The following is a 13,479-nucleotide window of genomic DNA, read 5'->3' on the forward strand; positions in this document are numbered from 1 at the left end:
CTCTGCTTAAGCATCCAAACCTATTCACTCAGCTCTGCTTAAGTGCATCTACAATTTTCTTGCATGCCGTACCATCACCGTAAGGGTTTATGGCTCTTGCCATGGAGTCATATTTTTCTTGTGATTCCATTAACTCGACCACACCCGCTACGATTCTTTCATAGTCGGTACCTACCAGCTCTACCGTGCCAGCATCAACTGCTTCAGGGCGCTCGGTATTATCTCGCATCACCAACACCGGTTTACCAAGAGATGGCGCCTCTTCTTGAATACCACCCGAGTCGGTCAGAATTAGGTAACTACGATTCATTAGATAAACAAAGGGTAGGTAATCTTGCGGGTCTATAAGGTAAATATTATCCACGCCCTTCAAAAGCCGATTAACAGGCTCTTGTACGTTAGGATTTAAGTGTACCGGGTACACAATTTGTGATTCCGGGTATCGTTTGGCGATATCTGCTAATGCTTCGCAAATACGCTCAAAGCCGCCACCAAAAGACTCACGGCGATGCCCTGTTACTAATATGAGTTTTTTACTCTCATCAAGGAAAGGAAAGCGCGATGATAACGTTGATTCAAGCGAGCTATCTGTGGCGATTTTATCAACCACCCAATGCAAGGCATCTATCACCGTATTACCGGTTATGGAGAGATACTCTGCCGGTACTTTTTCATCAAGCAAATTTTGATACGATAACTGTGTCGGCGCAAAATGCCACTTAGTCAGCGTTGCGGTTAGCTTTCTATTGGCTTCTTCTGGCCATGGTGAGTATATGTTGCCGGTTCTTAACCCTGCTTCTACATGCCCAACAGGTATCTGCTCGTAAAATGCAGCCAAGGCCGTAGAAAAGGTGGTACTGGTGTCACCATGTACTAATACAACATCAGGCTTAAATTCACGCAGTACTTCGCGTATACCCAACAAAATACGAGTAGTCACATCAAAAAGATCTTGGCCAGGCTTCATTATGTTTAAGTCATAATCAGGCTTTATTTCGAAAAGCTCCAATACCTGATCTAACATTTCACGATGCTGAGCCGTTACACACACGCGGCTATCTATCTGATCGCCTGACTCCTGTGCCAACGCTTTTACCAAAGGCGCCATTTTAATCGCTTCGGGACGTGTGCCGAAAACCGTCAATATCTTTTTCATAGTATCCATACGCAGTCATATTTAATGCCGTTAAACTAACTTTTTACGCTAAATGTTGCAAGGCACAACACCCAAGATACGTACTACAAGCCAAAAAAAACGGGGTTCCTTTCGGAACCCCGTAAGCTAAGCCAAGGGACTTGCTAAAACATTACATGGCATCACAACATCAAACGACGGATGTCAGTCAGCAAGCTATTTAGATAAGTAAGGAAACGGCCGGCATCGCTGCCATTTATTGCACGGTGATCGTACGACAAACACAGTGGCAACATCATGCGCGGCTCAAATTCTTTACCGTTCCAACGGGGTTTAATATCTGCTTTCGAAACACCCAGAATCCCTACTTCAGGCGCGTTAACGATTGGCGTAAAACCAGTACCGCCAATACCACCTAAACTAGAAATTGTGAAGCATGCACCTTGCATTTCATTTGGCTTGAGCTTGCGATTTTTTGCTTTACCCGCCAATTCGTTTGCTTCCAAAGACAACTCGTAAATTGATTTTTTATCCGCATCTTTGATCACAGGCACCATCAAGCCGTTAGGCGTATCAACAGCCAGACCGATGTTGATGTATTTTTTGTAGACGATGTGTTCACCGTCTGCATCCAGTGATGCATTGAATTTTGGATTTTCAGCCAAGGCTTTGGCAACCGCTTTGATCATGAAAGGAAGCGGCGTTAATTTAACACCTGATTTTAACGCTTCTTCTTTCATACCTTTACGGAATGCTTCTAGCTCGGTGATGTCAGCATCATCAAACTGAGTCACATGCGGGATATTCAACCAGCAGCGAGACATATTTGCAGCGGTTAGCTTACCGATTTTAGTCAGCTTAACTTTTTCGATTTCACCAAACTTACTGAAATCAACAGCAGGAATAGCCGGTATACCCGAACCACCCGTTACCGCTGCTGCAGCCGGTTTTTCTTTGAGCTGCTTGAGTGAGCTTTTCACGTAGGCTTGCACGTCTTCTTTAAGAACACGTCCATTACGCCCGGTGCCTTTTACTTCGCTCAAATCAACACCGTACTCACGTGCGGTTGCACGTACTGCAGGCCCAGCATTTACTTTTCGGTTTTTCTTCTCAAGCGCCGCTTGATTAGCAACCGGAGCCGCAGCAGTAGGTGCTGGCGCCGGCGCTGAGGCCGCTAAAGGAGCAGGTGCCGAAGCAGCAACAGGAGCAGGAGCCGCAGCACTTCCGGCTACTTCAAGAACAATAAGCACATCGCCTTCGTTACAGGTACTGCCTTCGGTAATCTTAACTTCTTTTACCGTGCCGCCTTTAGGCGCCGGTACTTCCATTGATGCTTTATCAGTTTCTAATGCAATTAGGCTATCGCCTTCTGCAATTACATCACCCACTTTCACCATGACTTCGATAACATCGACGTCGGTAGCACCGCTTAAATCAGGTACCAACACATCTTCTGCACCACCAGCAACGGGTGCTGCAGGCGCGGCAACTGGCGCAGGTGAAGCAGCAGGCGCAGCTACAGCAGACTGAGCAACCGGTGCAGCAGCACTGCCACCTACTTCTAGCAGTATTAATAAATCACCTTCGCTGCACGTACCACCTTCAGCAATTTTTACTTCAACAACTTTACCGCCCATGGGAGCAGGCACTTCCATTGAAGCTTTGTCCGTTTCTAGCGCGATAATACTATCGCCCTCTTCGATCACGTCACCTGGCTTAACCATGACTTCGATAACATCTACATCGGCTGCGCCACTCAAGTCTGGTACTAAAACCTGCTCGATTGATGTAGCTGTAGGTGCCGCGACAGCAGCTGGTGCAGGTGCTGCGGCAACCGGAGCCGTTTCAACTGGAGCAGCTACAGGAGCAGCAACTTCAGCAGCACCTGTGTTTAATGTTAAAATAACGTCACCTTCGTTGCAGGTATCGCCTTCTTTAACGGTTACTTCTACAACCGTACCGGCTTGATCTGCTGGCACTTCCATTGATGCTTTATCTGTCTCAAGTGCAATCAGGCTATCGCCTTCAGCGACTACGTCACCCGGCTTCACCAATACTTCGATTACATCAACGTCTTCTGCGCCGCTTAAGTCTGGAACTGTAATTGTGATTGTGCTCACGATAATGTCCTCTGTTCGTTTTTCGCCATTGCGTTCAATTCAATTTGTAAAATCAGCAGGCCCGAGCACACGCCCGGGCATTTATCAGGACTTATACAGTCCACGGCGCTGGTTTTTCTGAGTTGAGATTGAATTTCTGCATGGCTTTAGCGACGACTGAAGCTTCTACCTTGCCATCTTCTTGTAGTGCTTTTAGCGCTGCAACGACTACGTAATAACGATTAACTTCGAAGAATTCACGTAGTTTTGCACGTGTATCAGAGCGACCGTAACCATCAGTACCCAACACTTTATAACGCGCAGGAATGTACTCACGAAGCTGATCAGCATACAAACGAATGTAATCTGTTGCTGCAATCACAGGCCCCTGACGGTCTTTCAGACACTCAGTAACGTAAGCCACTTGTGGCTCTGCTTCTGGGTGCAACATGTTATAACGCTCAACACCCTGCGCATCACGACGCAATTCGTTGATAGATGTTGTGCTCCATACGTCAGATTCGATACCGTACTCTTCACGCAAGATCACACCAGCTTCTTCAACTTCACGCAAGATAGTACCGCAACCCATCAACTGTACTTTTAGCTCGGCGTTTTTACCTTCTTTGAGCATGTACATACCTTTAATGATGCCTTCTTCAGCGCCAGTAGGCATCTCAGGGTGTGAATAGTTTTCGTTCATGGTAGTGATGTAGTAGAAGCGATTTTCGCCTTCGTGATACATACGACGAATACCGTCCTGAATGATCACTGTTAACTCGTAACCATACGTAGGGTCATACGATACGCAGTTAGGAATCATCTGTGCCATCAAGTGACTGTGGCCATCCTGATGCTGTAAACCTTCACCGTTCAAGGTTGTACGGCCTGCCGTGGCACCGATCAAGAACCCACGTGCCTGCATATCACCGGCTGCCCAGATCAAGTCCATCACACGCTGGAAACCAAACATCGAATAGAAGATGTAGAACGGAATCATCGGGCAGTTGTTGTTTGCGTAGGATGTTGCACAGGCAATCCACGCAGACGTTGCACCGGCTTCGTTAATACCCTCTTCAAGAATCTGGCCTGTTTTAGATTCTTTGTAGAACATGATCTGGTCGCTATCATGCGGTACATAACGCTGGCCTTCCGAGGTATAAATACCTAACTGACGGAACATACCTTCCATACCGAAAGTACGTGCTTCGTCCGGAATAATAGGAACGATGCGCTCACCGATATTTTTATCTTTTACCAGTGTATTCAATACACGGTTCAATGACATTTGCGTTGAGAGCTCACGTTCTCCACTTCCTTTAAGGTTATTAGAGAAAGCTTCTAGTGGCGGCGTTTCAAGCTGCTGAACTTCGTTGCGACGTACGGGATAGAAACCACCCAATTTTTTACGGCGCTCTAGCATGTACTTCATTTCTGGTGATTCAGCTGAAGGACGGTAGTAAGGCACCTCTTTCAACTGTTCATCATTCAATGGAATAGAGAAACGATCACGGAAGTCTTTAAGATCTTCTATCGCCACTTTCTTCATTGAGTGAGTATCGTTTTTCGCTTCGCCAGATTTACCTGTACCGTAACCTTTAACTGTTTGCGCTAGGATTACGGTAGGACGACCTGTGCTGTTCGTTGCCTGCTGATAAGCGGCATATACTTTATACGGATCATGACCACCACGGTTAAGATTCATGATCTCGTCATCAGACATATCCTTAACCATTTCTAATAGTTCAGGATATTTTCCGAAGAAGTGCTCACGCGTGTATGCGCCGCCGTTGGCTTTAAAGTTTTGCAATTCACCATCGCAAACCTCATCCATACGTTTTTGCAATAAACCGTGCTCATCTTTTTCAAATAGTGGATCCCAATGACGGCCCCACAAGCACTTAATAACGTTCCAACCCGCACCGCGAAATACACCTTCGAGCTCTTGAACAATTTTTCCGTTACCACGAACAGGCCCATCTAGGCGCTGTAGGTTACAGTTGATGACGAATACGAGATTCTCTAGCTGTTCACGGCCCGCCAGTGCAATTGCACCCAAAGATTCTGGCTCATCACACTCACCATCACCCAAGAACGCCCACACTTTACGGTCGCCACGGTTAATGAGGCTACGCGCAGAGAGATAACGCATCACATGCGCTTGGTATATCGCTTGAATAGGGCCAAGGCCCATTGATACGGTTGGGAACTGCCAAAAATCAGGCATTAACCACGGATGCGGATAAGAAGAAAGACCATGTCCATCCACTTCACGACGGAAGTTATCAAGCTGATCTTCCGTTAAACGGCCTTCAAGATAAGCACGTGCATAAATACCCGGGGATATATGTCCCTGGAAAAACACCATATCTGAATCTTGCTCGCCTTCGTTACCGCGGAAAAAGTAGTTAAAACCAATGTCGTACAATGTTGCAGAAGAAGAAAAACTAGAAATATGGCCACCAAGGCCATCTTTGTTATCATTCGCTCGCATAACCATCGCCATTGCATTCCAACGAATGAATGAACGGATGCGGCGTTCCATAAACAAATCGCCCGGCATGCGGACTTCATCTTTAGAAGAGATGGTATTACGGTAAGGTGTAGTAACAGAACCTATACTATCAACACCCATATCAGACGCTTTACGCCCTAGTTGTGCTAATAAAAACCGAGCACGCTCATCGCCATCATTATTTGCGACTGATTCAAGCGCTTCTAACCATTCTGTTGTTTCAATTGGATCGATATCTTCAATAAATTGTTCTTGCACGTTGCCTTCTCCACGTATGCTTTAAGCACTTATCCCTTGTAGTTATAAATAGCAGGCTTCTTTTTAATGCTAAAAGCGCAAACTGAGCCTGCTTTTTTCTTGGGAAGCTTTCAATGCTGCGCTGCAGCACGATCTTCCTTCTTTTCATTTGTAGTAATACTACAAAATTTTATGGATTATGTCTACAAAACGTACTGATACAGGTCATAAAACACCCTTTATGTAGTATTTATACATAAATGTATTAATAGACCAAAGTCTCGTTATGTATGTGTAGAACGTCGCAGCGCTCTTTCTACTCGTGTATTTTCTTTACCCTGCTCAAGTAACGACTCTTCAACATAAGCCAGATGGTCATGCGCTGCCTTTTGCGCAAGATCAGGCTCACCTGAAAAAATAGCTTCCATCAGTTTAAGGTGCTGCTCGTGTATTTTTTGTCTATAACCGGGCTTGGGGTAAACATTTTGTAAGTTATCTCCGATATGCTGGCGCAACAGGCCAAACAGAGCCCGCATAATATGAAGAAGCACCATATTATGCGTGGACGCAGCGATGGTCAGATGAAAATCGCTATCTGCCGCCACTTCTTTTTCAAAATCTTTATTTTCGTGATGAACTTGCAATGCGTCATAGCTGGTTTTTATTGCTTTTTTATCAGCGGGCGTACTACGCAGCGCGGCATAGTATGCCGTCACACCTTCCAACGCGTGGCGGAACTCAAGCAAATCATATTGCGCTTCCGGGTGGCTTTTAAAGAGCTCGAGCAGAGGATCCATAAAGGAGCCACCTAAATCCTCTGATACATATGTACCGCCCCCTTGGCGACTTACCAACAAGCCTTTAGCCGTTAGCTTTTGTATCGCCTCACGCAAAGAGGGCCGGGACACTTCAAATTGAGTAGACAACTCTCTTTCAGGTAACAGTTTCTGCCCAGGTTTTAAGGTTCCCTCTAGTATCATCTCTTCCATTCTTTCTACGATGACATCTGATATTTTTGGCTGCCTGACCTTTTGATACGCCATGTTCTTATTCTTCCAACCACTTACTCGATTAATAGTCTTCAGCACAGAGAAACTGTCATATAGTTTTTCTACACTTACCCTTACTCAGTATTACTACTTAGAGACTCATATAACTATCGTCTAAAAAGGTATTTATTTCGCACATGCACAATTGGTCATACCAGTATTACAGTGCTAAGTTAAATACGAAACTAGCGCTTATCAACGATAAAACCAATATATATTTAGTTTATAAAAGCATTGACAAGCACTGGTTAAAAAAAATACAGTAGCTACACAAATGATGGTAAATTGGTAATACCAATTTAGCAAGTACATTTTATAAGACTGTTATAACAACGAATCTGTTGTATATTCAGTACCGAGTATTAAAAAAAAAAAAATCGATATTGAGGATGAGACATGAAAAAGTTTACCAAGTCTGTGATCTCTACTGCTGTACTCGCAGGTGTTGCAGCAACCGCTATGATGCCAGCTCAGGCAGCTGATAAAATGTTATTGAAAACTCCGATTGCTTTTGGCTCACACTTGCCAGCACTCGGCACCCCTATTGTTTGGGTTGCAGACCAGCTAAAACTAGTGACTGACGGCAAAATGAAGATGAAAATCTATGAGCCAGGTAAACTAGTAAGCCCTCCTGAAATCCTCGATGCTGTATCATCAGGTAAAGTTAACTCTGGTTACGCAACAGCAGGTTACTGGCAGGGTAAAATGCCAGCAGCGGCTCTCTTCTCAGCGGTACCTTTCGGCCCTGAAGCCGGCGAATACATGGCGTGGATGTACTACGGTAACGGCCTGAAACTTTATCAAGAAATGTACGACACAAATGGCTTCAACGTTAAAGTCATTCCATGCGCTATTATTTCTCCAGAAACATCAGGTTGGTTCAATAAAGAAATCAACACCCCTGCTGACCTTAAAGGCCTGAACATGCGTTTCTTCGGCCTTGGCGCTTCGGTCATGGAAAAAATGGGTGTTTCTACATCACAGCTACCTGGCGGTGAAATCTTCGGTGCTCTTGAGAAAGGTGCTATCGATGCATCTGAGTTCTCTCAGCCAGCTATCGATCAGCGTCTTGGTTTCCATAAAATCATGAAATACAACTACTTCCCTGGCTGGCATCAGCAAGCGACTATCTTCGAGTTGCTAGTCAACAAAGATGCGTGGGGAAAAATGTCTAAAGGCCAACAGGCTACGGTTGAAAACACTTGTAAAGCATCTATGACAAACGCCATTGCTGAAGGTGAAGCAATGCAGTTCCCTGTTATGGCTAAAGCTAAAGAGAACGGTGTTGAAATTCGCTACTGGAACGACACAATGCTTGCTGCTTTTGAAGAGAAGTGGGACGAAGTTGTTGTTGAGAAATCTGCAGCTGATCCTTTCTTCAAAAAGGTTTGGGATGATCTGAATACATTCCGCACAGGTTATAACTTGTGGGAATCAAACGCATTCCTACCACGTAGCCGTTAATAGCTCTATTAACAGCAACACGTAAGCCCAGGCAGACAGTGATTCACTGTCTGCCTTATTTTCATACAATAATAATCGATGTAGGTACCTTCCTGTGACTGAGAACGACACTCTCCCCTCAGTACCTTTAGCCGATAAGATCGATCGCTTTATCCAGCGCATCGGTATGTCAGTTGCTTGGTGCTACGTCCTGCTGGTTCTTGTAATCATTTTGCAGGTCGTGCTTCGAAAAGGATTTTCAAACGGTTTAATCATATTTGAAGAGCTTCAATGGCACCTCTATGCAGTCGGTGTTATGTTTGGTCTCTCTTATGCGCAAACCACTAATTCGCATATTCGTGTAGATCTCTTTTACTCTCACTTTCGGGCACGTACAAAGCACATCATCGAAATTCTCGGCATTTTGATTTTAGTTTTACCTTTCATTGTTATTATTTTTGCGCATAGTCTTGATTTCTTTTATGAATCTTATCGTATCAATGAGAGCTCTCAATCCCCATCTGGCTTACCTTACCGCTGGGTTATCAAAGGGGTTATTCCTGTGAGCTTTGCTTTACTCGGCCTTGCCGTTCTGTCACGTCTATATCGTGATACTGTTTTACTGATACGTGGAGAATAATGATGGACGCCAATGAAATTATGGTCATTGCGATGTTCTTATCATTCATCGCTCTTCTTTTTACCGGTATTCCTGTTGCTTGGGTTCTAGGCGGCGTCGGTATTATCTTTGCTTTTATCGGCCAATTTGCCGATGCTAATTTAGACACCATGACAGGGCTCGATTACACCACGCTTGGCTTGGTTGTGAATCGTCTGTGGAAGATCATGGATAACTGGATTCTGGTCGCATTACCTATGTTTATCTTCATGGGTATTATGCTTGATAAGTCCGGTGTTGCAGAAAAATTAATGCATTCAATGCAAGAACTGTTTGGCCGTGTTCGTGGAGGCTTAGCCGTTACCGTGACAGCCATCGGTATTATCTTGGCTGCATCAACAGGTATCATTGGTGCTTCAGTTGTATTGCTTGCTGTTATGTCTTTACCATCGATGACCAAGCAGGGTTATTCGATGCCGTTGGCATTAGGTACGATTGCATCAGCAGGTACGCTGGGTATTCTGATACCACCCAGCATCATGCTAGTTATCATGGCAGATCAACTAGGCCTTTCAGTAGGTGACTTGTTCATGGGTGCGGTATTCCCTGGGTTAATGCTAGGTGGCATGTATATTACTTACATTTTACTTTATGCATTCTTTAAGCCTAGCGCGGCGCCTGTTCCGTCTGATGCTAAGCCCGTTAGCTGGCCCATCATTCTTAATGTACTCAAAGCAGTACTACCAACCCTGTTACTCATTTTTGTTGTATTAGGTTCTATCTTTGGTGGTTTTGCTACACCAACAGAAGCCTCGGGCGTTGGTGCAATGGGCGCAACCATATTAGCGATCTATAACCGTCGCTTTAGCATCCCAGTACTGAAAGAAGTTATGGGTGGAACACTGAACACCACCGCATACATCTTCGCTATCTTCATCGGTGCGACATGCTTTGCTTTGGTATTACGTGAACTGGGCGGTGATGAGCTTATAGAGTCATTCCTGACCGGCCTTCCGTTTGGCCCTTACGGTATTATCTTCTTTATTCTTGGTGTGATTTTCTTGCTAGGTTTCTTCCTAGACTGGATCGAAATCACACTGATTATTCTACCGCTGTTAGCACCGGTCATATCGGCCTTGGGCTTAGATATTAATGGTTATGGTGTGGTCGATAATCCAGAACTGGTGTGGTTCGTGATGCTGGTCGCCATGGCATTACAGACATCCTTCTTAACACCACCGGTAGGCTTTGCCCTTTTCTATCTAAAAGGCGTGTGCCCTCCAAACGTCAAGTTAAAAGATATTTACAAGGGTGTTCTGCCTTTCATCGGCCTACAGTTAATTGCCTTGTTCATTTTGGTTTTCTGGCCACAACTCGTACTTTGGCTACCGGCTATCGCCTACGCCAAATAGCGTACCACAACGCATGATGTATACCCGCGGCATCCCAGCTGATGCCGCGGCCTATAAAGCCGTGCTCGTCTTTTAAGCACACACACTCATCAAACGTCCACTTAAGTGGCCTCAGTGAATAATATGAAACAGACACATCAAAATTTTCTGGCTGAGCTTCAGCAATTCATTCCTGAAGAGCGCTTAATTACCGATCCATTACGTACCCTAGCCTTTGGCACAGATGCGAGCTTTTATCGCTTAATCCCACAAATAGTGGTGAGAGCAGAAAGCGAACAAGATGTCGCTAGTATCGTAAAACTGGCCAACAAAACTCAAGTGCCCGTAACATTTAGAGCCGCAGGCACCAGCCTATCAGGCCAAGCGATTACCGACTCAGTACTTATTCAGCTGGGTGATGGCTGGAAAAACTATCATATCAACGCTGACGCTAGTGAAATCAGCCTTCAACCTGGTGTTATTGGAGGGCAAGCAAATAGCTACCTTGCTCCCTTCAATAAAAAGATCGGACCTGATCCTGCGTCTATTAATGCCGCTATGATTGGCGGAATTGCAGCCAACAATGCCAGCGGCATGTGCTGCGGAACTGCACAAAATAGCTACAAAACGCTAAAAAGTATGAAACTTGTTCTGGCCGATGGCACACAGGTGGATACAGGCAGTACTGATTCAATAAAGCAGTTTAAGCAATCTCATAAACCACTACTGGATGCATTAGAAGCGCTAAGTCTGCAAACCCGTGCCAACAAGGCACTTCATGATCGTATTCATCATAAATATCGCTTAAAAAATACGACAGGCTACGCTCTCAATTCACTGGTAGATTACACCGATCCTCTCGATATACTTCAACACCTTATGATTGGTTCTGAAGGCACACTTGGGTTTATGTCCGAGATCACCTACCGAACGGTTGATGAGCACCCAAATAAAGCCTCCGCCTTGATCTTTTTTAATACCGTTCGCACGACTTGCGAAGCAGTCGCTATTCTCAAGAAAACACCGGTATCAGCCGTAGAACTAATGGACCGAGCAGGGTTACGCTCTGTTGAAGAAAAGCCAGGCATGCCTGATTTCATCAAAGATCTGCCTGAAGATGCTGCCGCCTTGCTTGTTGAAACGCGCTCAGCAGATCCTGACGCGCTAGCGAAGCAAGTTGAAGCGATAAAAGCATCAATTGCCAATCTTGAGACCACCCGCCCCATTGAATTCACCAACAAGCCTGAAGAGTACGCTAAGTTTTGGGCCATACGTAAAGGCTTATTTCCAGCAGTAGGGGCTGTTCGCCTTACTGGCACAACAGTAATCATCGAAGATGTCGCTTTTCCTGTAGAACAACTTGCGGATGCCGTTAACGACCTTCACCAGCTGTTTAAAAAGTGGCATTACGATGAAGCGCTTATTTTTGGTCATGCATTGGAAGGGAATCTGCATTTCGTTTTCACTCAAGCATTTGATACACCCGCTGAAATAGAGCGCTATGATGGATTAATGGCTGATGTTGCTCACATGGTGGTTGGCACTTATGATGGATCACTGAAAGCAGAACACGGTACGGGCCGAAATATGGCCCCGTTTGTTGAGCTGGAGTGGGGCAAAGAAGCCTATCAGTTAATGTGGGAGCTAAAAGAGCTTTTAGACCCGAAAAACATCTTAAATCCAGGTGTTTTACTCAACAGAAACAACCATGTTCATCTTGAAAACTTAAAGCCATTACCGCCCGCTGATCCGATAATTGATAAATGTATTGAGTGCGGTTTTTGTGAACCGACATGCCCTTCTCGCGCGCTGACACTCACACCACGACAACGCATTGTCATTTGGCGCGAGATTGCTCGCCTTGAAGCCGCTAGCTTTACGCCTAATGCAGACCCTAGCCGGCTCGAAGAATTACGCCAAGAATACAAATACCAAGGTACTGATACTTGCGCAGCCTGCGGCTTATGCTCGACAACCTGCCCTGTTGGTATTAATACTGGCGATTTAACGCGCTCAATTCGCAGCCAAAACAACGAAAAACATTCCAAACTGGCTCAATGGCTAGCCGACCACTATGGCACATTAGCAAAAGCCAGTCGGTTTACCTTTGCCGCGGCGGATGCCACTCATGGCCTAATAGGCACGAAGGCAATGTCAGCCATTACTGGCTCATCTCGCAAGCTATCAGGGGGGCGTATTCAGCAATGGACTCCGTCAATGCCCACTGGTGCACCTAAAATCACACCCCAACCAACCACACCTAACAGTGCGACTAGCTCTGCACATAAAGTGGTTTATTTACCGAGCTGCGCCAGCCGCACGATGGGGCCAGCAAGAGGTGAAGCCGACCAAACGCCTTTGGCCGACAAAACAGAAGCGCTGCTACGCAAAGCAGGTTTCGATGTCATCTACCCGCCTGATATGGATAACTTGTGCTGCGGTATGCCATTCCAATCTAAGGGGATGTTTGCAGCAGCAGACTCCAAATCAACCGAAATTGAAAGAGTATTGCTTAAGGTCACTGAAAACGGCGTGATTCCTGTGTATTCTGACACCAGCCCTTGTAGCTTACTATTGAAGGATAAAATCGACTCACGTATCAAACTCTACGATACCGTCGATTTCATTGATGAGTTCCTAATGGATCGCTTACTGTTCACTGCTTGTAATGAACCTGTTGCACTACATATTACCTGTAGTGCTACTCGCATGGGACAAGCAGAGAAACTCAAACGTATCATGTCAGCATGCTCAACACAGGTTGTTATTCCAGACCAAATAACGTGCTGTGGTTTCGCTGGCGACAAAGGCTTTTCAACCCCTGAATTAAACACATCAGCATTACGTACACTTAAAGGTGCTGTACAACGCTGTGATACGGGCTATTCAACCAGTCGCACCTGCGAAATTGGTTTAAGCCACCACAGTGGAATTGATTACAAATCAATCATTTATCTCGTTGATCGCTGTACTCAACCAAAATTGAGTCAA

Annotated in this window: 8 protein-coding genes; 4 read left to right on the top strand and 4 right to left on the bottom strand. The window is 45.3% G+C overall.

The features are described from left to right. Positions 1–28 precede the first annotated feature (28 nt). The 4 genes from wecB to pdhR form a co-directional block, all read right to left on the bottom strand. Positions 29–1,165, bottom strand: coding sequence for a UDP-N-acetylglucosamine 2-epimerase (non-hydrolyzing) (gene wecB / locus QZZ55_RS12250; RefSeq protein WP_366512320.1), 1,137 nt, complete (start codon positions 1,163–1,165; stop codon positions 29–31). A gap of 152 nt (positions 1,166–1,317) precedes the next feature. Further along, positions 1,318–3,255, bottom strand: a complete 1,938-nt coding sequence (gene aceF / locus QZZ55_RS12255) for a pyruvate dehydrogenase complex dihydrolipoyllysine-residue acetyltransferase (protein ID WP_293267622.1) — start codon at positions 3,253–3,255, stop codon at positions 1,318–1,320. 91 nt (positions 3,256–3,346) lie between these two features. After that, a complete protein-coding gene (gene aceE, locus QZZ55_RS12260; RefSeq protein ID WP_293267623.1) occupies positions 3,347–6,007 on the bottom strand; it encodes a pyruvate dehydrogenase (acetyl-transferring), homodimeric type in 2,661 nt (886 codons plus the stop codon). 263 nt (positions 6,008–6,270) lie between these two features. Continuing rightward, positions 6,271–7,029, bottom strand: a complete 759-nt coding sequence (pdhR, locus tag QZZ55_RS12265) for a pyruvate dehydrogenase complex transcriptional repressor PdhR (protein ID WP_293267624.1) — start codon at positions 7,027–7,029, stop codon at positions 6,271–6,273. 402 nt (positions 7,030–7,431) lie between these two features. On the opposite strand from pdhR, the gene QZZ55_RS12270 reads away from it, so the two are divergent. The 4 genes from QZZ55_RS12270 to QZZ55_RS12285 all read left to right on the top strand — a co-directional run. Next, positions 7,432–8,499, top strand: a complete 1,068-nt coding sequence (locus QZZ55_RS12270; protein ID WP_293267625.1) for a TRAP transporter substrate-binding protein — start codon at positions 7,432–7,434, stop codon at positions 8,497–8,499. Positions 8,500–8,593: 94 nt separating this feature from the next. Further along, a complete protein-coding gene (locus QZZ55_RS12275; protein WP_293267626.1) occupies positions 8,594–9,118 on the top strand; it encodes a TRAP transporter small permease subunit in 525 nt (174 codons plus the stop codon). A gap of 2 nt (positions 9,119–9,120) precedes the next feature. After that, positions 9,121–10,509 carry a TRAP transporter large permease subunit gene (locus QZZ55_RS12280; RefSeq protein WP_293267669.1) on the top strand — a complete coding sequence of 463 codons (1,389 nt, stop codon included), beginning with the start codon at positions 9,121–9,123 and terminating at the stop codon, positions 10,507–10,509. Between the two features lie 123 nt (positions 10,510–10,632). After that, a partial coding sequence (locus tag QZZ55_RS12285) for an FAD-binding and (Fe-S)-binding domain-containing protein (RefSeq protein ID WP_293267627.1) occupies positions 10,633–13,479 on the top strand: 2,847 nt, incomplete at its 3' end.

It is taken from the genome of Neptunomonas sp., assembly GCF_016744175.1.
Lineage (GTDB): Bacteria > Pseudomonadota > Gammaproteobacteria > Pseudomonadales > Balneatricaceae > Neptunomonas.

What these genes read in the sequence shown, in the direction of transcription:
- wecB (WP_366512320.1), bottom strand. Translation starts at nt 1,165, where the DNA reads ATGGATACTATGAAAAAGATATTGACGGTTTTCGGCACACGTCCCGAA.
- pdhR (WP_293267624.1), bottom strand. Translation starts at nt 7,029, where the DNA reads ATGGCGTATCAAAAGGTCAGGCAGCCAAAAATATCAGATGTCATCGTA.
- QZZ55_RS12270 (WP_293267625.1), top strand. Translation starts at nt 7,432, where the DNA reads ATGAAAAAGTTTACCAAGTCTGTGATCTCTACTGCTGTACTCGCAGGT.
- QZZ55_RS12280 (WP_293267669.1), top strand. Translation starts at nt 9,121, where the DNA reads ATGGACGCCAATGAAATTATGGTCATTGCGATGTTCTTATCATTCATC.